21 protein-coding genes and 1 pseudogene are annotated in these 24,624 nt (G+C 74.0%); 6 read left to right on the top strand and 16 right to left on the bottom strand.

Features of this window, described 5'->3' with window-relative positions:
• Nucleotides 1–138: 138 nt before the first annotated feature.
• The 7 genes and pseudogenes from pheT to infC form a co-directional block, all read right to left on the bottom strand.
• Nucleotides 139–2,640 (bottom strand): phenylalanine--tRNA ligase subunit beta, encoded by a 2,502-nt coding sequence (gene pheT / locus QFZ75_RS31420; RefSeq protein WP_307542295.1) that lies wholly within the window; start codon nucleotides 2,638–2,640, stop codon nucleotides 139–141.
• On the bottom strand, nucleotides 2,640–3,758 hold the full coding sequence (gene pheS, locus QFZ75_RS31415) for a phenylalanine--tRNA ligase subunit alpha (RefSeq protein WP_307542293.1): 1,119 nt from the start codon (nucleotides 3,756–3,758) through the stop codon (nucleotides 2,640–2,642). Before pheS ends, pheT begins: the two co-directional genes overlap by 1 nt.
• A gap of 168 nt (nucleotides 3,759–3,926) precedes the next feature.
• Nucleotides 3,927–5,063 carry an ATP-binding protein gene (locus QFZ75_RS31410; protein ID WP_307542291.1) on the bottom strand — a complete coding sequence of 379 codons (1,137 nt, stop codon included), beginning with the start codon at nucleotides 5,061–5,063 and terminating at the stop codon, nucleotides 3,927–3,929.
• Between the two features lie 123 nt (nucleotides 5,064–5,186).
• Entirely contained in the window at nucleotides 5,187–6,029 is an 843-nt protein-coding gene (locus QFZ75_RS31405) for an RNA methyltransferase (RefSeq protein WP_307542289.1), read from the bottom strand.
• A gap of 264 nt (nucleotides 6,030–6,293) precedes the next feature.
• Nucleotides 6,294–6,677: a 50S ribosomal protein L20 gene (rplT, locus tag QFZ75_RS31400; protein WP_024494113.1), complete on the bottom strand. Its 384-nt coding sequence runs from the start codon at nucleotides 6,675–6,677 to the stop codon at nucleotides 6,294–6,296.
• 95 nt (nucleotides 6,678–6,772) lie between these two features.
• Nucleotides 6,773–6,967, bottom strand: a complete 195-nt coding sequence (gene rpmI, locus QFZ75_RS31395; RefSeq protein ID WP_019065473.1) for a 50S ribosomal protein L35 — start codon at nucleotides 6,965–6,967, stop codon at nucleotides 6,773–6,775.
• A 130-nt stretch (nucleotides 6,968–7,097) separates the two neighbouring features.
• Nucleotides 7,098–7,830, bottom strand: a pseudogene (infC, locus tag QFZ75_RS31390) (translation initiation factor IF-3).
• Nucleotides 7,831–8,219: 389 nt separating this feature from the next.
• On the opposite strand from infC, the gene QFZ75_RS31385 reads away from it, so the two are divergent.
• The gene (locus QFZ75_RS31385; RefSeq protein ID WP_307542287.1) at nucleotides 8,220–8,576 is read left to right on the top strand and encodes a DUF1844 domain-containing protein; all 357 of its coding nucleotides are present in this window, start codon (nucleotides 8,220–8,222) and stop codon (nucleotides 8,574–8,576) included.
• A 44-nt stretch (nucleotides 8,577–8,620) separates the two neighbouring features.
• Here QFZ75_RS31385 and QFZ75_RS31380 read toward each other — a convergent pair whose 3' ends face one another.
• Complete coding sequence (locus tag QFZ75_RS31380; protein WP_307542285.1) at nucleotides 8,621–9,400, bottom strand: SseB family protein; 780 nt, start codon at nucleotides 9,398–9,400, stop codon at nucleotides 8,621–8,623.
• 183 nt (nucleotides 9,401–9,583) lie between these two features.
• On the opposite strand from QFZ75_RS31380, the gene QFZ75_RS31375 reads away from it, so the two are divergent.
• The gene (locus QFZ75_RS31375; RefSeq protein ID WP_307542283.1) at nucleotides 9,584–10,546 is read left to right on the top strand and encodes a serine hydrolase; all 963 of its coding nucleotides are present in this window, start codon (nucleotides 9,584–9,586) and stop codon (nucleotides 10,544–10,546) included.
• 93 nt (nucleotides 10,547–10,639) lie between these two features.
• On the opposite strand, the gene mycP is transcribed toward QFZ75_RS31375, so the two are convergent.
• Together mycP and QFZ75_RS31365 are read right to left on the bottom strand one after the other, a co-directional pair.
• Entirely contained in the window at nucleotides 10,640–11,824 is a 1,185-nt protein-coding gene (gene mycP, locus QFZ75_RS31370; protein ID WP_307542281.1) for a type VII secretion-associated serine protease mycosin, read from the bottom strand.
• Nucleotides 11,821–12,639, bottom strand: coding sequence for a hypothetical protein (locus tag QFZ75_RS31365; RefSeq protein ID WP_307542280.1), 819 nt, complete (start codon nucleotides 12,637–12,639; stop codon nucleotides 11,821–11,823). Before QFZ75_RS31365 ends, mycP begins: the two co-directional genes overlap by 4 nt.
• 1,336 nt (nucleotides 12,640–13,975) lie before the next feature.
• Here QFZ75_RS31365 and QFZ75_RS31360 point away from each other — a divergent pair.
• Nucleotides 13,976–15,178, top strand: coding sequence for an amino acid deaminase/aldolase (locus QFZ75_RS31360; protein WP_307542277.1), 1,203 nt, complete (start codon nucleotides 13,976–13,978; stop codon nucleotides 15,176–15,178).
• A gap of 43 nt (nucleotides 15,179–15,221) precedes the next feature.
• Here QFZ75_RS31360 and QFZ75_RS31355 read toward each other — a convergent pair whose 3' ends face one another.
• From QFZ75_RS31355 to QFZ75_RS31340, 4 genes are all read right to left on the bottom strand, one after another.
• Nucleotides 15,222–16,127 (bottom strand): DUF2510 domain-containing protein, encoded by a 906-nt coding sequence (locus tag QFZ75_RS31355; RefSeq protein ID WP_307544920.1) that lies wholly within the window; start codon nucleotides 16,125–16,127, stop codon nucleotides 15,222–15,224.
• An 85-nt stretch (nucleotides 16,128–16,212) separates the two neighbouring features.
• A complete protein-coding gene (locus tag QFZ75_RS31350) occupies nucleotides 16,213–16,968 on the bottom strand; it encodes a 3-oxoacyl-ACP reductase (RefSeq protein ID WP_307544919.1) in 756 nt (251 codons plus the stop codon).
• 74 nt (nucleotides 16,969–17,042) lie between these two features.
• Nucleotides 17,043–18,449, bottom strand: a complete 1,407-nt coding sequence (locus tag QFZ75_RS31345) for an aldehyde dehydrogenase (RefSeq protein WP_307542275.1) — start codon at nucleotides 18,447–18,449, stop codon at nucleotides 17,043–17,045.
• Nucleotides 18,450–18,460: 11 nt separating this feature from the next.
• A complete protein-coding gene (locus tag QFZ75_RS31340) occupies nucleotides 18,461–19,825 on the bottom strand; it encodes a glutamine synthetase family protein (protein WP_307542273.1) in 1,365 nt (454 codons plus the stop codon).
• Between the two features lie 77 nt (nucleotides 19,826–19,902).
• Between QFZ75_RS31340 and QFZ75_RS31335 the strand changes: the two genes are divergently transcribed.
• Nucleotides 19,903–20,685, top strand: a complete 783-nt coding sequence (locus tag QFZ75_RS31335) for a FadR/GntR family transcriptional regulator (RefSeq protein WP_307542271.1) — start codon at nucleotides 19,903–19,905, stop codon at nucleotides 20,683–20,685.
• Nucleotides 20,686–20,742: 57 nt separating this feature from the next.
• Nucleotides 20,743–21,423: a gamma-glutamyl-gamma-aminobutyrate hydrolase family protein gene (locus QFZ75_RS31330; protein WP_307542270.1), complete on the top strand. Its 681-nt coding sequence runs from the start codon at nucleotides 20,743–20,745 to the stop codon at nucleotides 21,421–21,423.
• 288 nt (nucleotides 21,424–21,711) lie between these two features.
• On the opposite strand, the gene QFZ75_RS31325 is transcribed toward QFZ75_RS31330, so the two are convergent.
• Entirely contained in the window at nucleotides 21,712–22,638 is a 927-nt protein-coding gene (locus tag QFZ75_RS31325; RefSeq protein WP_307542268.1) for a LysR family transcriptional regulator, read from the bottom strand.
• Nucleotides 22,639–22,708: 70 nt separating this feature from the next.
• Between QFZ75_RS31325 and QFZ75_RS31320 the strand changes: the two genes are divergently transcribed.
• Nucleotides 22,709–23,818: a TDT family transporter gene (locus tag QFZ75_RS31320; protein WP_307542267.1), complete on the top strand. Its 1,110-nt coding sequence runs from the start codon at nucleotides 22,709–22,711 to the stop codon at nucleotides 23,816–23,818.
• Here QFZ75_RS31320 and QFZ75_RS31315 read toward each other — a convergent pair.
• Entirely contained in the window at nucleotides 23,808–24,371 is a 564-nt protein-coding gene (locus QFZ75_RS31315) for a helix-turn-helix domain-containing protein (RefSeq protein ID WP_307542265.1), read from the bottom strand. The genes QFZ75_RS31320 and QFZ75_RS31315 overlap by 11 nt on opposite strands.
• Nucleotides 24,372–24,624: the final 253 nt, after the last annotated feature.

Here is a 24,624-nt window from a genome sequence, read left to right as displayed (position 1 = left end):
GAACGGCGCGCGCTTGGGGGGCGCGGGGAACGGCGCGATCTTTCAGGGGCGCGGGGAACCGCGCGCTCGGCCAGGACGTACCCGCACCCGACCGACAACGCGCAGCCCCCGAACCGAGCCCCGGCCCGGGCGCGGGGACTAACCCCGCAGAACGGCCCCCGTCCGCTCCCCCGCGAGCACGACCGCCGCGTCCCGCGCGGCGGACGCCTCGTCCACGGTCAGCGTCCGGTCGACCGCCCGGAACCGCAACGCGTAGGCGAGCGACTTGCGCCCCGCACCGAGCTGCTCTCCCTCATACACGTCGAACAGCCGCACGGACTCCAGCAGTTCACCCGCGCCCTCACGCAGCGCGGCCTCCACATCGGCGGCCGGCACCTCCCGCGCGACGACGAGCGCGACGTCCTGCGTGGCGACGGGGAACGTGGAGATGCGCGGAGCGGCGAGCGCCCCGGCCCCCGCCCGCTCCAGCAGGTCGAGCTCGATCTCCATGGCACAGCTGCGCTCCGGCAGGTGCAGCGCCTTGATGACCCGCGGGTGCAGCTCACCGGCGTGGCCGACGAGTGTCTCCTCGCCGTCCACCGTGACGTACAGCGCGGCGCACCGCCCCGGGTGCCAGGGAGCGTGCCGGTCCCCGCGCACGGTCAGTTCGACCCCGGCCTCCCGGGCGACGGTGCGGGCGGCCTCGACGGCATCCGCCCAGTCCGCCGGACGCCCCTTGCCCCACCAGCCGGTCTGCTCGCGGGCGCCCGCGAGGACGACGGCGGCGCGCCGCGGCTGACGCGGCAGCGCGGCGTCGATGCTGGCGATCTCCTCGGCGGTGGGCCGCCGGTCGACGGACAGCCGCTCGGCCCTGGTCTCCCGGCCGGTCGGCCGGAAGACCAGGCCGGTCTCGAAGAGCGCCAGGTCGTGCGAGCCGCGGCCGTCGTTGCGCCGCAGCGCGCCGAGGAGCCCCGGCAGCAGCGTCGTACGCATCGCGGGCTCTTCGTCGGAGAGCGGGTTGACCAGCGTCACCAGGGTGCGGCGCGGGTCGTCGGCCTCCAGACCCAGCTGGTCGAGGACCTCGGCGCCGATGAACGGGTAGTTCAGCGCCTCCACGTACCCGGCGCCGGCCAGCGCGCGGCCGACCCGGCGGTGCAGCCGCTGCCGGTCGGTCAGGCCCAGGCCCGCGGGGGGCCGGGGCAGCGTCGAGGGCAGGTTCTCGTAGCCCTCCAGCCGGATGACCTCCTCGGCCAGGTCGTTCGGGTCCGTCAGGTCGGGCCGCCACGACGGCACGGTGACGATCAGCTCGTCCTGGCCGTAGACGTCGCAGCCGACCTCCTGGAGGCGGCGTACGACGGTCTCGCGGCCGTAGTCGACGCCCGCGACCCTGTCCGGGTGGTTCGCCGCGATGGTGATGGTGTGCGGCGCGGACGGCGAGCTGATCTGGGTGACGCCCGCGTCGGCGGTGCCGCCCGCGAGCAGGACCAGCAGGTCGACCGTGCGCTGGGCGGCGGCGGCCGCGGCCTCCGGGTCGACGCCCCGCTCGAAGCGCCTGGACGCCTCGGAGGCCAGCTTGTGCCGGCGGGCCGTGCGGGCGATGGAGACCGGGTCGAAGTGGGCGGCCTCGACGACGACCTCGGTGGTGGTGCCCTCGGTGTCGTCGATCTCCGTGCTGGCACCGCCCATGACGCCGGCCAGGCCGATGGGCCCGCGGTCGTCGGTGATCACCAGGTCCTCGGCGTCCAGCGTGCGCTTGGCGCCGTCGAGGGTGGTGAGCTTCTCGCCCTGCTCGGCCCGGCGCACGCCGATCGCACCCTGGATCCGGGAGCGGTCGTACGCGTGCAGGGGCTGGCCGAGCTCCAGCATCACGTAGTTGGTGATGTCGACGGCCAGCGAGATCGGGCGCATGCCGGCCTTCTGGAGGCGGCGCTGCAGCCAGATCGGGGACCGGGCCTCGGGCGACAGACCGGTGACGGTGCGCGCGGTGAAGCGGTCGCAGCCCAGCGGGTCGGAGACCTGCACGGGGTGCCCGAACGCGTTCGGGCCCGGTACGTCGAGCAGCGCCGGGTCGCGCAGCGGCAGCCCGTACGCGGTGGCGGTCTCGCGGGCCACGCCGCGCATCGACAGGGCGTAGCCGCGGTCGGGCGTGACGGCGATGTCGAGGACCTCGTCGACGAGTTCGAGCAGCTCGATCGCGTCCGTGCCGGCCTCGTGCTCGGGCGGCAGGACGATGATCCCGCCGGAGCCGTCGTCGCCCATGCCCAGCTCGTCGCCGGAGCAGATCATGCCGTGCGAGGTGTGGCCGTACGTCTTGCGCGCGGCGATCGCGAAGTCGCCGGGCAGCACGGCGCCGGGCAGGACCACGACGACCTTGTCGCCGACGGCGAAGTTGCGGGCGCCGCAGACGATCTCCTGCGGCTCACCCGTGCCGTTGGCGGTGCCGACGTCGACGGTGCAGAAGCGGATGGGTTTCTTGAAGCCCTCCAGCTCCTCGATGGTCAGCACCTTGCCGACGACGAGCGGCCCCTTGAGGTCGGCGCCGAGCTGCTCGACCCGCTCGACCTCCAGGCCGGCGGACACGAGCCTGGCCTGCACGTCGCGGCCGGTCTCGGTGGCGGGGAGGTCGACGTACTCCCGCAGCCAGGAAAGCGGGACCCGCATCAGATCTCCATCCCGAACGGCCGGGTGAACCGGACGTCACCCTCGACCATGTCTCGCATGTCTTCGACGTTGTGGCGGAACATCAGCATCCGCTCGATGCCGAACCCGAAGGCGAATCCGCTGTACTTCTGGGGGTCCACACCGCAGGCGGTGAGCACCCGCGGGTTGACCATGCCGCAGCCGCCGAGCTCGATCCAGCCCTCGCTGGAGCAGGTGCGGCAGGGGCGGTCGGGGTTGCCGACGGACTCGCCCCGGCAGACGTAGCAGAGCATGTCCATCTCGGCGGACGGCTCGGTGAACGGGAAGAAGTTCGGCCGCAGCCGGGTCTTCATGCCGGCGCCGAAGAGCGAGCGGACCATGTGGTCCAGGGTGCCCTTCAGGTCGGCCATGGTCAGGCCCTCGTCGATGGCCAGCAGCTCGATCTGGTGGAAGACCGGGGTGTGCGTGGCGTCCAGCTCGTCCGTGCGGTACACGCGGCCGGGGCACACGATGTAGACGGGCGGCTCGCGGTCCAGCATGGCGCGGGCCTGCACGGGCGAGGTGTGGGTGCGCAGCACGACACCGGACTCGCCCTCGGCCGCGCCCTGGACGAAGAAGGTGTCCTGCATCTGCCGGGCCGGGTGGTCCGGGCCGAAGTTCAGGGCGTCGAAGTTGAACCACTCCGCCTCGACCTCGGGGCCCTCGGCGATCTCGTACCCCATGGACACGAAGACGTCCGCGACCCGCTCCATCATGGTGGTCAGCGGGTGCCGGGCGCCGGCCGGTACGCGGTCGTAGGGCAGCGTGACGTCCACGGCCTCCTCGACCAGCACGCGGGCGTCCCGCTCGGCCTCGAGCTCGGCCTGGCGGCCGGCGAGTGCCTTGTTCACGGCGCCGCGGGCCTGGCCGACGAGCTTGCCGGCGGCGGCCTTGGCCTGCGGGGGCAGCGCGCCGATCTCGCGGTTGGCGAGGGCCAGCGGCGAGGCGCCGCCGGTGTGGGCGACCTTGGCCTCCTGGAGCGTGTCGAGGTCACCGGCGGCGGCGAAGGCGGCGAGCGCCTCGTCCCGCAGGCGCTCGATCTCTTCCGGTTTCAGTGCCTCGACCTCAACAGGGTCGTACGACTTGTTCGGTGCCGACATCTCTTCCCGTGCTTCCGATTGGTTGGCGAGCGGTCCCCGTGGCGACTCGCGGGACGCCCGGTCCGTAGAAAAGGGACGCCCTGTCCCTGCAAGGGGACGCAAAGGTGCCAAAGACCGAGTCTAACGAAGGTGGGGTGTGCGGATGCGCCCGTGGGGGCCGCTACGGCGTCACAGCAGATACGCCGGGGTGCCCACGGGCAGCGTAAACCGGAACCGCGCGCCGCCCTCGGGGGCGCGGCCGACGGTGATGGTGCCGCCGTGGGCCTCGACGATGCCTTTGACGATGTACAGCCCGAGGCCGGTGCCGCCGCGCTTGCTGCCCCGCCAGAAGCGGGTGAAGACGCGGTTCATGGACTCCTCCGGGATGCCGGGGCCCTCGTCGCTCACGGTGACCGACGTGCAGGCGTCCTCCCCCTCGCGGGGTGACGGCGCGGGCCCTACGTCGATGGTGACGGTTCCCTCGCCGTGCCGCACCGCATTTTCCAGCAGGTTGCTGAGCACCTGGTCGACCTTGTCGGGGTCGGCCCACAGGTCGGGCAGCGGCTGGCCGATGCGCAGCAGGAACCGGTCGGCGGCCTGGCCGGCGGCGACGTACGCCTGGATGTGGCGGCCGACGGCGGCGCCTATGTCGACCGGCTGGCGGCGTACCTCCAGGCGTCCGGAGTCGATGCGGGAGATGTCGAGGAGCTCGGCGATCAGCCGCGTGACGCGGTCGGCGTCGGCGTCGACCGTCTCCAGCATGAGTTTCTTCTGGTCGTCGGTGAACCGCTCCCACTTGGCGAGCAGCGTGGCCGTGAAGCCCTTGACGGAGGTGAGCGGCGAGCGCAGCTCATGGGCGACGATGGCGATCAGCTCGGCGTGGTTGCGCTCGGTGCGGCGGCGGGCCTCGGTGTCGCGGAGCGAGACGACGACCCGGCGGACCGGGCCGGTGGGCCGCACCCGCAGATACCGCGCGCGGACCAGGACCTCACGGCCGCCGGGCAGCAGCAGATTGCGCTCGGGCTGTCCGTTGCGAATCGCGAGACCGCCGTACGGGTCGGTCAGCTGCCACCAGCGGCGGCCTTCGAGGTCCTCCAGCGGCAGGGCCCGGTCGAGGGGGTGGCCGAGGGCCTCGGCGGCGGGGGTGGCGGTGATCCGGACGGCCGCGGCGTTGAAGCAGATCACCCGGCCGCGTTCGTCGGCGATCACGAGTCCGTCGGGGAGGTCGTCCGGGTCGATGCCGAGTTCGGCGTGCCGGGGCGCGGGAGCGCTCCGCACGTCGTGTGCCCGCAGCGCGCTCTGCGTACCGCTCGTGCCGACACTCATCCCCGTACCCCACCTCTCGTCCGGCATCCGGGGGCAACCTCCCTGCTCGAGCGCAGCCGAGAGTCTGGGGGCGGATCCCCGAGCCCGTCACCCTACTAGCTGGGAGTGACGGAACGGACCCCCTCAGGAACGAGCGCGGCGGGCACGCTGCGCGCGAGCCGACGCGTAGAGACATACGGCGGCCGCCGTCGCGAGGTTCAGGCTCTCGGCCCTGCCGTGGATCGGTACGCGTACGACGGCGTCCGCCAGCGCGCGGGTCTCCTCCGGGAGCCCCCATGCCTCGTTGCCGAAGACCCAGGCGGTGGGCCCGCCCATGGTGCCCTTGTCGAGTTCGTCGTCCAGGTCGTCCTCGCCCGCCCCGTCGGCCGCGAGGATGCGTACGCCGGCGTCCCTGAGCCCTTGCACGGCCTGCTCGACGGGTACGCCGACCGCGACCGGCAGGTGGAACAGCGAACCGACCGAGGCGCGTACGGACTTGGGGTTGTAGAGGTCGACGGAGGCGTCGGTGAGGACGACGGCGTCGGCCCCGGCGGCGTCGGCGCAGCGCAGGACGGTGCCCGCGTTCCCGGGGTCGCGCACGTGCGCCAGCACGGCGACCAGCCGGGGCCGCGCCTCGACGATCCGCTCGAACGGGGTGTCCAGGAACCGGCAGACGCCGACGAGTCCCTGCGGGGTGACGGTGGTGGAGATGTCCGCGATCACGTCGTCGGCGGCGAGGTGCACCCGGGCGCCGGCGCCGCGGGCCTCCCCCACGATGTCGGCGTACCGCTCCGCGGCGTCGACCGTGGCGAACAGCTCGACGAGCCCGGGCCGGTCCCCGGTCCGGTGCGCGGCGGCCTCCCGCACGGCCTGCGGTCCCTCGGCGAGGAACAAACGCTCCTTGCCCCGGAAGCTCCGCCGGGCGAGCCGCCGGGCGGCGGAGACCCGCGGCGAGCGCGAGGAGATCAGCTCGGGGCCGCTGGACATGGATTCACCTTCGGTTCACGGCGGGGGGAAAACAAATGTGGGCCCGCAGCCCGAAGGCAAGCGAGCCCACACCCGGGGCGTTTCTTTTGGATCAGGCCGGATCAGGCCGCGGGGTCCGGTGCGGTGCATCGCAAGGCGGAGCATGATCCGCGTACTGGGCGTACCCGGGTCGTGCGACAACGCCGCGAGGCGCCGTGCCGGGCGCCGCGGACCCGGGCTGATCCGAAAGAAACGCCCCGGGTCCGGTCGAGACCGGCGCCGGTGTCACGCAGCCTTGGGCGCGTTGACGTCCGACGGCAGGGCCTTCTGAGCGACCTCGACGAGCGCGGCGAACGCGTTGGCGTCGTTGACGGCCAGCTCCGCGAGGATCTTGCGGTCCACCTCGATGTTGGCGGCGTTCAGACCCTGGATGAGGCGGTTGTACGTCATGCCGTTCTGGCGGGCCGCGGCGTTGATGCGCTGGATCCACAGGCGACGGAAGTCGCCCTTGCGCTTCTTGCGGTCGTTGTAGTTGTAGACCAGGGAGTGGGTGACCTGCTCCTTGGCCTTGCGGTACAGACGCGAGCGCTGACCGCGGTAGCCGGAGGCCGCCTCGAGGATCGCCCGGCGCTTCTTGTGGGCGTTGACTGCCCGCTTGACGCGTGCCACTTGTTAACTCCTTGCAGCGGGACCGTGGTGGTGGTCACACGGTCCGAAATCGATGGGGTCCCGGTCCTGACGTACGGCGCCGAGGCGCCGGAACGTCACTTGCCGAGAAGCTTCTTGATCTTCTTGGCGTCGCCCGGGGCCATCTCGGCGTTGCCGGTGAGGCGGCGCGTCACACGGGACGACTTGTGCTCGAGCAGGTGGCGCTTGCCGGCACGCTCGCGGAGCACCTTGCCGGAGCCGGTGATCTTGAAGCGCTTGCTGGCACCGCTGTGCGACTTGTTCTTCGGCATAGCGCCGTTCTCTCCTCGTCGGTGGCGCTCCTGTACCCGGTCGTGAGACCGGGCACAACGGAACGTCATGTCTATCGGTTGACGTCCCCGGACTCGCGTCCGGAAACCCCGGGAGCGGATCGCCCCGGGATCAGGCCTCGGCGGACGCCTCGGCCGGAGCCTCGGCGGTCTCGGCCTCGGCGACCTCGTTCTCGTCGATCTCGTTCTCGTCGATCTCCGCGTCGGGAAGGTCGTCGCCCGCGTGGTTCTGCGACTTGCCCGGGTTGGCCTTCGCCTCGGCCTTGCGCGCGGCCTGGGCCTCGCGGGCCTCGGCCATCGCCTCGGTCTTCTTCTTGTGCGGGCCGAGAACCATGATCATGTTTCGGCCGTCCTGCTTCGGGTTGGACTCGACGAACCCGAGGTCCTCGACGTCCGAAGCGAGACGCTGCAGCAGCCGGTAGCCGAGTTCCGGCCGGGACTGCTCGCGACCACGGAACATGATCGTGATCTTGACCTTGTCGCCCTGCTTGAGGAACCGGACGACGTGACCCTTCTTGGTGTCATAGTCGTGCGGGTCGATCTTCGGCCGGAGCTTCATCTCCTTGATGACCGTGTGCGCCTGGTTCTTGCGCGCCTCACGGGCCTTCATGGCCGACTCGTACTTGAACTTCCCGTAGTCCATGAGCTTGCAGACCGGCGGACGCGCGGTAGCGGCCACCTCGACCAGGTCGAGGTCGTACTCCTGCGCAAGCTCCAGGGCCTTGGCAAGCGGGACAATCCCGACCTGCTCGCCGCTGGGACCGACAAGTCGTACCTCGGGAACACGAATCCGGTCGTTGATGCGGGGCTCGGCGCTGATGGATCCTCCTCGGATAGCACCACACGGCTGCCTGGCAGGCAGCTCGCGTACGTCTTCTCACCGGACCAACCGCCGTAGGGCACAAAAAATGCCCCGGACGGGACGCAGGCGGTGGCTCCAAGGAATACCGGAGCACCGCCGCGGTCAACCGCGGGGCGCATATCCAGCGGCTCCATCGTCCGTACGGAACGATGGGGACCGCCTGACCGGGTGACCCGCCTTCCCGGAGGATGGTCGGGTGGGAGATCGGAGCCTCCACTTGCGGGCCGGGCACATGAGCGTCCGGCCGGTCGTTACACAAGGTTAGCAGCTCACCGGGGGGTGGTGCCAATCGATGTGCGCACACCGTCCCCGCTCCCCCTCCGGCGTCTCCCGCGGGCGGGCCCCGGCGGGCCGGGGCCTATCGTGTGGGGCATGAGTGACACCCCTCCTGAGTCCCCCGGTTTCGACGACATGACCCGCGACATCGCCGAGGTCCCCGCGGTCGAGGTCCTGGTCACGGTCGCCGTGAACCTGATGAGCGCCGCCGCCGTGAAGCTCGGCCTGACCGAGGAGGGCGACAAGTACAAGGACCTCGACGAGGCGCGCAAGCTGGTCCACGCCCTGGCCGGCCTGCTCGACGCGAGCGCCACCGAGATCAGCTCCTTCCACGCGGCCCCGCTGCGGGACGGCCTGAAGTCGCTGCAGCTGGCGTTCCGCGAGGCCTCGCTCGTCCCGGACGAGCCGGGTCAGGGCCCGGGCGAGAAGTACACGGGCCCGGTCTTCGGCTGAGCCCCTCCCGCTCCCTGCGCGGGGAGCGGACGCGGGGAGCGGATCTACCGGCGTACGTACAAGGGCTCGCCCGGTGGCGTCGCCCCGGCCGGCAGGAGTGCCAGGTCGAGGCCGCGCACCAGGCGGGCCCGCAGTGTCTCGTCGGCCGCGAGCCGCCGGGCGACCGCCTGCGCCGTGTCCGCCGGGGCGGCGGCCGGGTCCAGTACCAGGGCGAGGGTGCCGTCGGCCTGCCCGGGGCCCAGGTGGGCGCTGAGCACCAGGGGCTCGGCGGTGACCGCGGCGCGTACCGCGGCGACCACCGCCGGGTCGGCCAGCGGGTCCGTCGTCGTACGCCCCTCGGCGAGCGCCAGCAGCGCCGGACCGGTCAGCTCGTACGCGACCGGTCCCGCGAGGTCGAGCACCACCGTGTCGGCCTTCTCGTGGGCGGCGGCCTGCAGGGCCTGGTGCAGCGGTACGGCGACGGGGCGGGCCGCCGGGTCCCAGCGGGCCAGTGAAGCGGTGGAGGTGAAGGCGGGCAGCGCGGTGCGGCCGCCGGCCCTGAGGGTGGGCACGGCCATGTCGCTCGTCTTCTCGCGGCGCAGCCCGCCCCCCCGTCTCCCGCCACCGCCCTTCCCGGGAGCTTCGCGCCCCTGTCGACCGTCCTCCTCGACCTCTCCGAGCACGGCGACGACCGGGACGAGGAGCCGGGCGTCCTTGAGCGCCGCCAGGACGGGTCCGTGCGCGGTGCGGTCCTCGGCCCAGGCCGCGAGCGCCGCGCTCAGCCGGGGGTCGGCGGAGCCGTCGTCGTCGGAGAAACCGGGGTCGGGGATGTTCTTGTTCGCCACGGGCACCGAGCCTATCGGTGCCGGCCGCCCCGTCCCGCCGTGGGCCGCCGTGGTCCGATCGCATGCTTTTTGCCCGTACCGGAAACCGTTCGTTCACCGGACTCAGGGGTTTCTCAGCCGGCCCTGACACGCTTTTCACATACCGCTGACCGCACGCACAGCGGCGCGGCCCAGGCTCGCGGCATGTTCCCTCACAGAGCCGGCCGGCGCGACGGCCGCCCGTTCCGCGCCAGGCCGCTCGGGCACGCCGCGGCCGTCTCCCTCGTACTCCTCGGGGCCACGGCCTCGGGGACGGGGTACGTGAGCGCGCGGGCGCACGGCGCCGGTGCCCTCGTATCCTCTTCGGCGTCACCCGCGACGACCGCGACCGAGGAGGCGACGGTGGAGCCTGCGGCCGCTGCGAGCCCCGTTCCCGTTCCCCCGGTGGACCGTGACGCGCTGCTCGCCGAGGCGGTGGGGGACGTCCCCGTCGGGGCCGGGGCCCGGCTGTCGGTGGCGGTGCTGGACACGGGGTCCGGGCAGAGCGCACGGTTCGGGGACGGGACGTTCGACACCGCGAGCATCGTGAAGGCCGACATCCTGGCCGCGCTGCTGCTGCGGGCCCAGGACGCCGGGCGCGGGCTCACCGCGCAGGAGAGGACGTACGCCGCCGCGATGATCCGGGACAGCGACAACGCGTCCGCCACCGCCCTGTGGGAGGCCGTCGGCCGGGCGCCGGGGCTGGCGGCGGCCAACGAACGCCTCGGGCTCGGCGCCACGGAGGGCGGGGACGGGCTCCTGTGGGGGCTGACACAGACCACGGCGGCCGACCAGCTCATCCTGTTGCGTCAGGTGTTCGGGAACGACAACGACTCGGAACTGGACGCGGACTCGCGGGCGTACCTGCGGGGGCTGATGGGGGACATCGCCGAGGGGCAGGACTGGGGTGTGTCGGCCGCCGGGCCCGCCGGGTTCGCCCTGAAGAACGGGTGGCTGCCGCGGAGCGCGACCGGGCTGTGGGACATCAACAGCGTCGGACGGGTGGTCGTGGACGGGCGCGCGTACCTCGTCGCGGTGCTGTCCGACGGCAACTCCACCAAGGACGAGGGGATCGCGATGGTGGAGGCGGTGGCGAAGGCCGCCGTGTCCGTCTTCGCCGCCGCCTGACGCGCCGCCCGACGCACTGCCCGGCGCGCCGCGGGGTCGCGCGGGCGGGCAGCGTCCGGGAGCAGGACGAGGCGGGTCGGGGCGGGTCGGGGCTCAGGGAGCTTCCTGGTGGCGGGGGCGTCCGCTGCCCCGCCACAGCACGATCGCCATGACGAGGAGGACCCCGCCGACGCCGCCCGCCAGCGGGCCGGCCCAGGCGGTCGAGGAGCCGTCGTCGGCGGCGGTGTCCGGGCCCTCGCCGAAGTACTCGCCCGGGTGGGCCGCCGCCTTCAGGTCCTCCGGTCCGAGGCCGGCGGCGGCCTTGATGGCTGCCGCGGGGTCCACGAAGCCGTAGCCCCGGGAGTCGTCCCGGCCGCCGGAGGGGGCGTTGCGCGCGGTCTTCTCCAGCAGGTCCTTGATCTGCGCCGGGGACAGGCCGGGGTGGGCCGCCTTGACGAGGGCGACGGCGCCGGAGACGAAGGCCGAGGCGGCGCTGGTGCCCCAGCCCTCGTAGTACTTCCGGTCGGGGTCGGCGATGACGACATCGACGCCGGGGGCGCTGACGGTGGCGTACCAGCGGCGGGTGGAGAACGAGGCGCGGGTGCCGTAGCGGTCGACGGCGGTCGCGGCGATCACACCGGGGTAGGCCGCCGGGTAGGAGATGTGGTCGCCCCGCTCGCCGCCGTTCCCGGCCGAGGCGACGACGGCGGCGCCCTTCTTCAGGGCGTACTGGACGGCCGCGTCCTCGGAAGGCTCCGGGTGGGCGGACCTGGAGTCGTCGCCCAGGGAGAGGTTGATGACGTCGGCGCCCTGGTCCGCGGCCCACCGGATGCCTTCGGCGAGGGCGTTGCCGCGGGTGTTGCGGGCCTTGCCGCGGGCCGTGTCACCGTCCTCGAGGATCACGCGGACGGGCAGGATCTTCGCTTCGGGGGCGATGCCCATGACTCCGTCGGCGTTGCCCGCGCCGTGTCCGTGGCCCGCGATGATGCCGGCCATCGCCGTGCCGTGCCGCGCCCAGGGCCGGTCGCCGCGGCCCGCGCCGAAGCCGACCATGTCCTTGCCGGTGAGGACGTTGCCCGCGAGGTCGGGGTGCTCGTCGTCGACGCCGGTGTCGAGGACGGCGACGGTGATGCCCCCGCCCTTCGTCGTCCGCCAGGCCTGCGACGTGTGCATCGCGTCCAGGGCCCACTGCTTGGCACGGATGCCGTCGGCGTGGGCGGTGGTGGCGGGGAGGAGGACGAGCCCGGCGGCCAGGGCGGCGACCAGGAGTCCCCTTCCGCGGGGCGCCCTGCGGGTCATGACGGCTTCTCCGTGGCCGGGGCGGCGGTCTTGCGCAGGCTCCGTTCGATGCGGTCGGCGAGGCCCTGCGCGTCGTGGCCGAGGCCGGCCTGGGCGGTGGGCGTGGTGGCACCGGCCTTCATCGCGTCCTCGGCGGGCTGCGGTTCGGTGACGGTACGGCCGTCGGCGAAGCCGGAGACCGCGTAGGCGACGACCGGGGCGTCGGTCAGCACCGACAGCGTCCACGACGCGCGCTGGCCGTCGCCGAAGCCGGCGGCGACGGTGCCCTTCGCGGCGTACGCGCGGGGCATGAGGTCGCGCCGGCTGTCGAGCCCCTGCTCCTCGAACCGGCGGTGCAGGGCGCCCATGGCCGCGGCGTCGGCCTTCGTGAACAGCAGGCCGACCGTGGTGACGTGGCTGCGGGTCGCGTCCGTGTAGGTGGCGCGCAGCAGCCGCAGGCAGCCGGCGGGCGCGAGGACCTTCTGGAGGAGGGGGTCGAGGGCGTCCCCGCAGCCGCTGTCGGGGGCCACGGCGATCCGGGTCCATACCCGGTCGGCGCCGCCCGGGCCGGCCCCGTCGCCCTTGACCGTGGGCGGGAAGAGCCTGTCGACGGGGACGCTGTGCCACAGGTCGCCGGCCGCCGTGAACGCGTCCGGTGTCCCGGCCCCGTCCGAGCCGTCCCCGGTGAGCCAGCTCCCCGTCATCGCGCCGCCGATGAGCCCGAGGCCCAGCATGACGCAGGCCGCGGCGGCCGCCACGCCGCTGCGCCGGCGGGGCCCCGCGGGGCGTGGCCGCGCGGTGTCGTCGTCCTGGGTGTCCGGCGCGGCGAGCGACACGAAGGGCCGGTGCGCCGGCCCCGTCGCTCCCGCCGGAGCCGCGGGAACGTGCCGGGAGGGGCCCGAGAAGGACTCCCCCGGGAAGGGCTCACCGGAGAAGGACCCGTCCCGGAACGATCCGCCGGTACCGGCGCCGGTACCGGTCAGGGGCCTGCCGGGCGGCGCGGGGCCCGGTGGCGGGGCCGGCACGGCGGGGGCGGGCCGCAGCCGGGCCGTGGTCTCCGACGGAGCCCCGCCGGGCGCCCGGGCAGGCCGCGTGAGCGACTGGAAGGCGTCCGTCCGCGGTCCGGTCGTATGCGGTCCGGTCGTCCGGGGCCCGGTGGCGGGGCGCGGCGGAACCTCCGGCATCCGGGTGCTGCCCGCGGCGTCCTGCGCTCCGCCCGGCGGGCGCGGCGGGAAATCCTGCCGGCCGGTACGCGCACGTCCGGGAGCCGCGCCCGAGGGCGCCCCCGTTTCGTCCACCCGGCGCGGCGTGGGACGCGGCGGGGTCGGGTCGGTGGCTGCGGCCGGTCCGGTGGTTGGTGCGGTGGCCGGTGCGGGTCCGGCGGCGGATGCCGGTGCCGGACCCGCCGCCGGTGCCGGTGCCGTGGGTGGTGCCGGTGCCGTGGGTGGTGCCGGTGCCGTAGGTGGGCGTGGTGGAACGTTCGTCCACCCGGCGCCTGCCGCGGGAGCGCGCGGTGCCGTCGCCGGGCGCGGCGGGAGGCTCTGCCGGGCGGCACGCTCCGCGTCCGCCGTGCGCCCGGTGCCCGGACGCGGCGTGACGCCCGCCCATTCCGCGCCCCCGGGACGGGTTCCCGGTTCCGTCACCGGGCGCGGCGGGAGGCTCGTCCCGCCGGGCGGCGTGTCCGGGAAGCGTGCCGAGGCCGGCGGGGGCGGAAGCGTCTCAGGGGCCTGCCGTTGTCCGCCGTTGGGGCGCAGGCTCGGGAAGCGCGGTGCGCCGGGCGGCGGGACGTCCCGTGGCCCGGCTTCGCCGGACGTGCGCGGACGCGGCGGCGTGCTCGCGGGGCGCGGCCCGAACCAGTCGCCCCCGGCGGGCTCCTCCGACGGCGGGCGTTCACCGTCCGGCGTGGCCGGCGCAGGCGACGCGGGCGGTCCCGGTGGCGTCGACGGACGAGGCGGAATGGAGGCGCGGCGCGCTTCCGTGCTCATGCACCCCCCGTTTCCTCGACCCGGACGTCCGGCTCGCCGAAGGAACCCTCCGGCCATCCGTTCCCCGCTTGCGTGCGCGTCACTCTACGGGTTGACGCCCCGCGCGTGGGAACCGGTTCGCGGGGCCGGGGCATCTGCCCGGAACGTCCCCCTACCCTGCGGTGATCCGGTCTGGCAGGCTTCGGACATGACAGCCCGCGCCGCAGACCGGGCCCGCTACGACCGGGCCACCGCTCATCTGGACGCACCCGTCGCGATCGTCGACCTGGAGTCCTTCGACGCCAACGCGGACGATCTCGTACGGCGGGCGGCGGGCAAGCCCGTACGTGTCGCGAGCAAGTCGGTGCGCTGCCGGGCCCTGCTCGAACGCGTGCTGGCCCGCGAGGGTTTCGCCGGCCTCATGTCCTACACGCTCGCCGAGTCGCTGTGGCTGGCCCGCTCCGGATTCCACGACGTGCTGCTCGCCTACCCGTCCGCCGACCGGGCGGGGTACGCGGAGCTCGCGGGTGATCCCAAGCTCGCCGCCGCCGTGACCGTCATGGTCGACGACCCGGCGCAGCTGCGGCTGATCGACGACGCCCGGGCCGGCGGCCGCGAAGAGGTGCGCGTCTGCCTGGAGCTGGACACCGCGCTGCGGCTGTTCGGCGGCCGGGTCCGGATCGGTGCCCGCCGCTCGCCCCTGCGCTCCGCCGCCCAGGTCGCCGACATGGCGCGGACGATCGCCCGCCGGCCCGGTTTCCGGCTCGTCGGGATCATGGCGTACGAGGGGCACATCGCGGGTGTCGGGGACTCCCTGCAGGGGCGCCCCTTCCGGTCGCGCGCGATCCGGCTGATGCAGGCCACGGCCCGCAGGGAACTGGCGCAGCGCCGGGCGGACGTCGTGCGGGCGGTCCGGGCCGTCGCACCGGACCTGGAGTTCGTCAACGGCGGTGGCACGGGCAGTGTCCAGCACACCGCGGCCGAGGACTCGGTGACCGAGATCGCGGCCGGGTCGGGGCTGTACGTGCCGCGGCTCTTCGACAACTACACGTCGTTCAGCGGGCGTCCGGCCGCGCTCTTCGCGCAGCCCGTCGTGCGCCGGCCGGGGGTCGGCGTGGTGACCGTCCTCGGCGGCGGCTATCCGGCGTCGGGCGCCCCGGGCCCCGACCGGCTGCCCGTGCCGTACCTCCCCGAGGGGCTGCGGTACGACGCCCAGGAGGGCGCCGGTGAGGTGCAGACCCCGCTGCTCGGCGCGCCCGCAGACGATCTGCTGATCGGCGACAAGGTGTGGTTCCGGCACGCGAAGGCCGGGGAGCTGTGCGAGCGGTTCGACACGCTGCACCTCGTGGAGGGCGACGCGGTGACGGCGGCGGTACCGACGTACCGCGGCGAGGGCCACACGTTCCTGTAGTCCCGGCCCTGCAGCCCCGGCGCCGCCGTGGAGCCGGGCGGCGCTACCGCGTGGGGCCGATGCCGCTGCCCACCCCGCCGCCCGTGTCCGCATCGCCGACCGGCCGGATGCCCTGGGTGATGCGGTCCATGTCGGCGAGCGGCGGCCCTTCCGCGCCCGCGTCGAAGACGTACCGCACCAGGACCGGTGACTCCGAGCCGACGCTGGACGGGAACGCCGTCGACTGGACGTACCCCCCGGGCCCGGCCTCGGTCCTGACGCGCCAGCGCACGAAGTACCCGGTGCGTCCCGCGACCGCCACCGGCCCCTGCTTCACCAGCCGGCGGGACGTGATCCCGTGGAAGGGGCGCCGGTCGAGCCTGTCGCGGTCGTACGCCAGGTCGGCCGCCTCGGAGATGTCCTGCCTGGCGAGCGCCGCGGGGGACTTCTCGTCGTTCGCGGTCACCGTGCGCGAGACGACCGTGCCGTGGCGGCAGAGGCCGTCGTCGCCCGGACAGGTGTAGGTCCCGGGTGTGGTCAGCACGACGTCGGTGTCCGAGACGTTCTTCGGCTCGGTCCAGCCGTCGAGGAGCGGCAGGGTGATGCCGTTGAGCTCGTCCACGACCACGTCGGGGTCGCCGGCGGACGGTTCCGGGGCGGACCCGGAGGCCGAGGACGGCGTGCTCGCCGGCGCGGGGGCCGTGGGCGCCGGCGCGGTCCGTGCCCCGGGGCCGTCGTCGTCGCCACCGCTCAGGACGACGGCGCCCGTGACGACGGCGGCGGCCAGGACGGCCGCCGTGGCGGCGAGGGCGACCGCCCTGGCGCGCCCGGTCGGACCGTCGCCCACGGACCCGGGCACCGCCCGCGGCGTCCCGGGCGTACGGCGGTACCCGCTCCAGGCGGTCCCGTCCCACCAGCGCTCCGTGTGCGGGACGGAAGGGTCCCGGTACCAGCCGGGCGGAGGCGTCATGCTCATCCCGGCACTCTAGGCGCCGCCCGGCCCGGCCACACGGGTCACCCCGGTAGCACCGCCGGGACCCGGGGCCGGGACCGCTCTAGAGCGGGGTGACGTACGCGCCCGAGATGCCGCCGTCGACCAGGAAGTCCGACGCGTTCACGAACGAGGAGTCGTCGCTGGCGAGGAAGGCGACCGCGGCGGCGATCTCGTCGGCCTCCGCGAACCGTCCGAGCGGGATGTGCACGAGGCGGCGCGCGGCCCGCTCGGGGTCCTTGGCGAACAGCTCCCGCAGGAGGGGGGTGTTGACCGGTCCGGGGCACAGGGCGTTGACGCGGATGCCCTCGCGGGCGAACTGCACGCCCAGCTCGCGGGACATGGCCAGCACCCCGCCCTTGGACGCGGTGTACGAGATCTGCGAGGTCGCGGCGCCCATCCGGGCCACGAAGGAGGCGGTGTTGATGATCGACCCCTTGCCCTGGCGCCGCATGTAGGGGATCGCGGCCTTGCAGCACAGGTAGACGGAGGTGAGGTTGACGTCCTGGACGCGTTTCCAGGCCTCCAGGCCGGTCTCCAGGATCGAGTCGTCGTCGGGCGGCGAGATGCCCGCGTTGTTGAAGGCGACGTCGACGGACCCGTAGGTGTCGTACGCGGTCCTGAAGAGCGTCTCGACCTGCTCGGGGTCGGTGACGTCGACCCTGACGAAGATCCCGCCGATCTCGTCGGCGGCGGCCTTGCCGTGGGTCTCGTCGATGTCGCCGCAGACGACGTGGGCGCCCTCGGACGCGAGCCGGCGGGCGGTGGCGAGGCCGATGCCGCTGCCCGCCCCCGTGACGACGGCGGTACGGCCGACCAGACGACGGCAGACGACGGCGTCGGGTGAGGAGACCGGTGCGGGCGAGGAGGCCGATGCGGGCGAGGTCGATGCGGTCACTGTGCGGGGCCCTCCGTGCTGATGAAGACGTTCTTGGTCTCGGTGAAGGCGGTCAGGGCGTCCGGGCCGAGTTCGCGGCCGAGGCCGGACTGCTTGAAGCCGCCGAAGGGGGTCCAGTAGCGCACGCTGGAGTGGGAGTTCACGGACAGGTTCCCCGCCCGGACGGCGCTCGACACGCGCAGGGCGCGCCCCACGTCCCGGGTCCAGATCGAGCCGGACAGGCCGTAGTCGGTGGCGTTGGCGAGCCGGACCGCGTCGGCCTCGTCGTCGAAGGGGAGGACGACGGCGACCGGTCCGAAGACCTCCTCGACGGCCACGCGCGCGTGGGGCTCGACCGCGGTCAGGACGGTGGGCGGGAACCAGAAGCCGGGGCCGTCGGGCACGCTGCCCCTGATGCCCGCCAGGTCGTCGGTGACGTACGAGCGCACGCGGTCCAGCTGGGCCCGGGAGATCAGCGGGCCCATGGCGGTCTTCTCGTCGGCCGGGTCCCCGACGACGACGGACTCGACGGCGGGGGCGAGGAGTTCGAGGAAGCGGTCGTACACCGGCCGCTGCACGAGGATGCGGGTGCGGGCGCAGCAGTCCTGTCCGGAGTTGTCGAGGAAGGACATGGGCGTGGCGGCCGCGGCGGCCTCGATGTCGGCGTCGGCGAAGACGATGTTGGGGCTCTTGCCGCCGAGTTCGAGGGTGACGGGTTTGAGGAGCGCCGATCCCTTGGCCAGCACCTGTCTGCCCACGGCCGTCGACCCCGTGAAGACGACCTTCGCGACGCCCGGGTGTTCGACCAGCGCGTTGCCGGTGACGGCTCCCGCACCCGGCAGGACCTGGAAGAGGTGCTCGGGAAGGCCCGCCTCCAGGGCGAGTTCGGCCAGCCGCAGTGCGGTCAGCGGGGTCGTCTCGGCGGGCTTCAGGACGACGGCGTTGCCGGCCGCGAGCGCGGGGGCCGTGCCCCAGGCCGCGATCGGCATCGGGAAGTTCCAGGGCGCGATGACGGCGACCACGCCCAGCGGTTCGAGGATCGTGATGTCGAGGCCGCCCGGCACCGGGATCTGGCGTCCGGTGAGTCGCTCCACTCCCCCGGCCGCGTAGTCGAGCAGATCACGGACGTTGCCCGCCTCCCAGCGGGCGTTGCCGATGGTGTGGCCGGCCTCGCGGACCTCGGCCCGTGCGAGTTCCTCGCGGTGTTCGTCGACGACGACGGCGAACCGGCGCAGCAGCCGGGCCCGCTCGCCGGGTGCGAGGGCGGCCCATCGGACCTGCGCCGCACCGGCCCGTACGACGGCCGCGTCGACGTCCGCCGGGCCGGCCCCCGGGACGGTGGCGACGACTTCTTCGGTGGCCGGGTTGAGCACGAGGAGCTCGTGTCCGTCGTGTTCCTCGGACCGGGTGGGGGTGTGCGACAACGAAGGACCTCTCACATGCGTTCGAAGGAGCGGCGCAGTTCCCAGTCGGTCACCGCGGCGTCGAAGGCGTCCAGTTCGACGCGCGCCATGTTGCGGTAGTGGGCGACCACCTCGTCGCCGAAGGCGGACCGGGCGATGGGGCTGTTCTCCCAGAGTTCGGCCGCCTCGCGCAGGGTGGTGGGCACCCGGTCGTAGCCGGCGGTGTAGGCGTTGCCGGTGCACGCCTCGGGCAGTTCCAGCTTCTGCTCGATGCCGTACAGCCCGGCCGCGACGAGGCCGGCCACCGCCAGGTGCGGGTTGACGTCCCCGCCGGGCAGCCGGTTCTCGAAGCGCAGCGAGCGGCCGTGGCCGACCACGCGCAGCGCGCAGGTCCTGTTGTCACGGCCCCAGGCGACGGCGGTCGGCGCGAACGAGCCCGGCTGGAACCTCTTGTACGAGTTGATGTTGGGCGCGTACAGGAGGGAGAAGTCCCGCAGGGCGGCGAGCTGTCCCGCGAGGAAGTGCCGCATCACCGGCGACATGCCGCCCTCGCCGTCACCGGCCATGGCGTTCGTGCCGTCGGCGTCGGCGAGCGAGAGGTGGATGTGGCAGGAGTTGCCCTCGCGCTCGTCGTACTTGGCCATGAAGGTGAGCGAGACGCCCTCCTGGGAGGCGATCTCCTTGGCCCCGGTCTTGTAGACGGCGTGCTGGTCGCAGGTGACCAGGGCCTCGTCGTACTTGAACACGATCTCGTGCTGACCCGGGTTGCACTCGCCCTTGGCGGACTCGACGGTCAGGCCGGCCGCCGCCATCTCGTTGCGGATCCTGCGCAGCAGGGGCTCGATGCGGCCGGTCCCGAGGATCGAGTAGTCGATGTTGTACTGATTGGCGGGCGTGAGTCCCCGGTAGCCGGTGTCCCAGGCCTGCTCGTAGGTGTCCCTGAAGACGATGAACTCCAGCTCGGTCCCCACCTGGGCGGTGAAGCCGTGCTCGGCGAGCCGCTCCAGCTGGCGGCGCAGGATCTGGCGGGGCGCGGCCACGACGGGCGAGCCGTCCTCCCAGGCGAGGTCGGCGACGAGCATCGCGGTGCCCTCGTTCCAGGGAATCCGGCGCAGCGTACCGAGGTCGGGGTGCATGGCGAAGTCGCCGTATCCACGGTCCCAGGACGACATCTCGTACCCCTCGACCGTGTTCATCTCGGTGTCGACCGCGAGGAGGTAGTTGCAGCCCTCCGTGCCGTGCTGGAGCACCTCGTCGAGGAAGAACCGCGCGGCGAACCGCTTGCCCTGGAGCCGCCCCTGCATGTCCGGGAAGGCCAGGACGACCGTGTCGATCTCGCCGCTCGCGACGAGGGCGCGCAGTTCCTCGACGGTGAGCGGTGGTGTGCGGTCTGCCACGGGAAAGTCCTCCTTCGGTCAGCCGAGAGCCATAAGGTATTGCCGAGAACCTTTGCTTGGGAAGGGGGCACGACCGGATGCCGCAGCCTGACCCGGCCGCCCCGCACGGCCCGGCCGACCCGCACCGTCCGGACGAGCGCCCGGCCGACCGGCTGGCGCCGGTCCTGCGGCCGGTGCGCGCGGGCAACGGTTTCGAGGAGGCCCTGGAGCAGATCCTCCAGGTCGTACGGCTCGGCCTGGTCCCGGGCGGCGAACGGCTGCCGGCCGAGCGCGAGTTGGCGGGCAGGCTCGGGATCAGCCGGGTGACGCTGCGCGAGGTCCTGAAGGTGCTGCAGGACCAGGGACTCGTCGAGTCGCGGCGGGGCCGGTACGGCGGCACCTTCGTACGGGCCCGCTCCGGGACGACCGGGCGGACCGGCGGGGCCGAGCTGCGCCGGCGCGTCGCGGGGGTCGACATCGAGGACGTCCTGCGCTTCCGGGAGGTGCTGGAGGTCGGCGCGGCGGAACTCTGCGCGTCCCAGGGCCTGTCATCCGACCGGGCCCGGCTCCTGCGCGCGGCGCTGACCCGCACCCAGGACGCCCCGCTGGCGGAGTACCGGCGCCTGGACACCCTCCTCCACCTGACCCTCGCCGAGCTGTGCGGTTCGCCGACGCTCACGGCCCGGTACGCGGCCGTCCGCTCGACCGTGAACGACCTCCTCGACTGCATCCCCCTCCTGGTACGGAACCTGGAGCATTCCCAGCGCCAGCACGCGGTCCTGGTCGAGGCGGTGCTGACCGGGGACGTGGACGGGGCGCGCGGGGCGATGCGGGAGCACTGCGCGGGCACGGCGGCGCTGTTGCGCGGCTTCCTGACCTAAAGGTACGCGTGCTGTCCATTGACGAGCACAGGGAACGGGAAAGTGGAGGGGACGGGGATGAGGGACAGGCCGCTGATCGGCGTCAGTACGTACCTGGAGACCGCGCGGTGGGGGGTGTGGGAGCTGGAGGCGGCGCTGCTGCCGGCCGGTTATCCGCGGCTCGTCCAGGCGGCGGGGGGCGCGGCCGCGATGCTGCCGCCGGACGACCCGGCGTACGCCGCCGGGGTCGTCGCGCGGCTCGACGCCGTGGTGATCGCGGGGGGTCCCGACGTGGACCCGGCACGGTACGGGGCCGCTCGCGACCCCCGCTGCGGGCCCGAGGCGCGGGCCCGTGACAGCTGGGAGCTGGCGCTGATCGGGGCGGCGCTGGCTTCCGGGACCCCGCTGCTCGGCATCTGCCGGGGGATGCAGCTGCTGAACGTCGCGCTCGGCGGGACGCTCGTGCAGCACATCGACGGCCATGTCGAGACGGTGGGGGTGTTCGGCCGGCACGGGGTGAAGCCGGTGCCGGGGTCGCTGTACGCGGAGCTGGTGGACGGGGAGGTGTCCGTGCCGACGTACCACCACCAGGCGGTGGAGCGGCTCGGGGAGGGACTGGTGGCGAGCGCGTTCGCGCAGGACGGGACGGTGGAAGCGGTCGAACTGGCCGGTCCCGGGTGGGTCCTGGGGGTGCAGTGGCATCCGGAGATGGGCGCGGACCTGTCGGTGATGCGGGGGTTGATCGCAGCCGCGTCCTGAGGACCGGCCCGCCCTGAGAAACCCGGCTTGCGGCCCGGCTGTCGCCTGCGGGCCGGTGGGGGTGGGCCGCGCAGTTCCCCGCGCCCCTGACAAGCTCCGCTGCGGGGCACGGCGGGCGGAGCGTGTAGTCCCCCTGCTCTCCCGAACCCGTCGACCGGCCCGCGCCACCGCCCACCCAGGGGCGCGGGGAACTGCGCGACCAGCCCCCCCCACCGGCCCGCGGGTGGAGAACCGGCCGGCACCACCCCCAGGGGCGCGGGGAACTGCGCACGCCGTCCGCCCCGCCCGCTACGAGCGCGTCAGGGTCAGGAGGTCCCGGGCCGGCCCCGCCGGCCGATGCCCCGCCGGCCACACCGCCCGCAGCGCACGGCTGAGCCGCACCCCCTCCACCGGGATCGACACCAGCCGCCGGGCCGAGAGCTCCTCCCCCAGCGCCAGCTCGCTCAGGACCGCCGGCCCCGCCCCCGACGCCGCGGAGGCCTTGACCGCCGTCGTCGAGGACAGCTCGATCAGCGGGCGGGCCAGCCCGCCGAGCGCCGCGTCCAGCACCTGCCGCGTCCCCGACCCCTCCTCCCGCAGGATCAGCGGCGTCGCCGCGAGCTCCTGCGCGTCCAGCGCCCGGCGCCGCCGGGCCCACGGATGTCCGGGCGCGGTCACGACGATCAGCCGGTCGTGCGCGATGACCACGGAGTCGAGGCCGGCCGCCACGGACACCCCCTCCACGAACCCGAGGTCCGCCGCGCCGGAGAGCACCCTCCCGGCCACCGCCGTCGAGTTCCCCGCGAGCAACGACACCGCCGTGTCCGGGCGCTGCCCGCGCAGCGCGATGAGCCAGCCCGGCAGCAGGTACTCGGCGATCGTCATGCTCGCGGCCACCCGCAGCCGCGAGTCCCGCCGGTCCCGCAGCGCCTGCGCCCCCGCGTCGAACGCCTCCGCTGCCTCCACCACCCGCCGGGCCCAGTCCGTGACGAGCGCGCCCGCGTCGGTGAGCCGGGAGCCCCTGGGCGACCGGTCCACCAACGCGACCCCCAGCTGCCGTTCCATGGACCGGATCCGGCTGCTGGCGGCGGGCTGGGTGATGCCGAGCTCCCGGGCCGCGCGCCCCAGGCTGCCGAGCCGCGCCACGGCGAGCAGCAGCTCCAGCGCGCCCAGCTCGGGCACCCGGTGCGCCAGCCCGCCGCCGGGCACGGCGTCCGTCCCGTCGGTCCGACTCATAAGCCCACCTTATGCCCCCATAGACCGGCGCTCCCTGGTCGGCCCCGCGGCGAAGCCGCACCGTGGAGTCATGGTCACCTCCGTCCGCCACCTCGGCCCCCACTGGTACGCCCCGGTCATGGGCACCGCGATCGTGGCGACGGCCGGAGCCGGCCTCCCGTTCGACGTCCCGGGTCTGCGCACCCTCTGCACGGCGTTCTGGGCCCTCTCCCTGGCCCTGCTCGTCGCCGTGCTGGCCGCCAGGGCCGCGCACTGGACCCATCACCGGGACCGGGCGAGGGCCCACCTCATGGACCCGGCGACGGCACCGTTCCACGGCTGCCTCCCGATGGCCCTGCTCGCGGTCGGCGGCGGAGCCCTGGTCGTCGGCCGGGACTGGATCGGCACGCCGGCGGCGGTCGCCCTGGACGCCGTCCTGTTCACGGCCGGCACCCTCACCGCGCTGACGGTCGCGGTGGCCGTCCCGTACCTGATGGTCGTACACCACCGGGTGGACGCCTCGCAGGCCACCCCGGTGTGGCTGCTCCCCCTGGTCGCCCCGATGGTCTCCGCGGCCCTCGGGCCCCTGCTCGTCCCGCACCTGCCGCCCGGCGCGCCCCGCGCGGTCCTGCTCCTGGGCTGCTTCGCGATGTTCGGGCTCAGCCTGCTGGCCACGCTGGTGATGCTGCCGATGGTCTTCGCCCGGCTCGTCACGGGCGGTCCGCCGCCGCTCGCCCTCACCCCGGCCCTGTTCCTGGTCCTGGGTCCGCTGGGCCAGTCCACGACGGCCGTCGACAAGTTCGCCGCCGTCGCCCCGGGTGTCGTGCCGGCCCCGTACGACCGGGGCCTCGTGGTCCTGGCGGTGCTCTACGGCGTGCCGGTGACGGGCTTCGCGCTGTTCTGGCTGGCGCTGGCCGGCGCGATGGTGGTGCGGGCCCGGCGCCGGGGCATGGGCTTCACGATGACGTGGTGGGCGTTCACCTTCCCGGTGGGCACGTGCGTGACGGGCGCCGAGGGGCTCGCCCGGCGCGCCGGGCTGGTGGTCTACGACGGCCTGGCGGTCGCCCTGTGCGCCCTGCTGCTCACGGCCTGGACGGTGGCCGCCGCGCACACGGTCCGGGGCCTGCTCGACGGACGGCTGCTCGCGGCGCCCCCGGTCGAACCGTCCGGTGCCGCGCCCGTGCCCGCCCTCAGCGGTTGAGGTCGTCGACCGCCTCGACATGGTCCGCGACCGCGACGAACAGCACGCGGGTGTCCTCCTCGGTGGCCCGCCACCGGTGCCGCACCCCGCCCGTCAGGTACAGGGTGTCGCCCCGGCCCAGCCGGTACGCGCGGCCCTCCGCCTCGACCTCGACGACGCCGTCGGCCACGTACATCAGCTCGTCGTTGCGGTGCTGGAACTCGCGGCCGGCGTCCTGGTCGCCGGAGAACTCCATCGCGTGCAGCTGGTGGTGGCCGCGTACCAGGGGGCGCACGCGGGGTTCATGGGTGAACTCGGAGTCGTCGGCGCGCACCACGTCGACGCTGCGCGCCGGGTCGGCCGCCGCCAGCAGCTCCACGCGGGTCGTCCCGAGGGCGTCGGCCACGCGTTCGAGGGAGCGGGTGCTGGGCCGGGCCCGCTCGTTCTCGACCTGGCTGAGGAACGGCACCGACAGACCGCTGCGCTCGGCGACGGCGGCGAGGGTGAGCTCCAGTGACCGGCGACGCCGCCTGACGGCCGCGCCCACTCGAAGGGTCTCCTTGTTCTCGTCCATCGCTTCGGCTCCCCCCTGTGCGTCGTCGGTACGTGTGCGGTGCGTACGCGCCCGTGTCCCACGGGTCCGGATTCCTGATGTGCTGTCTGCACCCTACGGGTGTTCACCAAACAGTTTCATGCGCCCGCCACATCCCCCCGGACATTGCCGCACCCGGCCCGGACGGGCCGCGAGGGGTGGTAGGCGCCTTTCGGCGCCTACCACCCCTCGCGGTCGTGCGCGGGATCGCTGCCGGTCCACCACGGGGCCGGCG

The organism is Streptomyces sp. V3I8, from assembly GCF_030817535.1.
In the GTDB taxonomy this organism is placed as follows: Bacteria; Actinomycetota; Actinomycetes; order Streptomycetales; family Streptomycetaceae; genus Streptomyces.
This window is presented reverse-complemented; position numbering and strand designations above follow the sequence as displayed.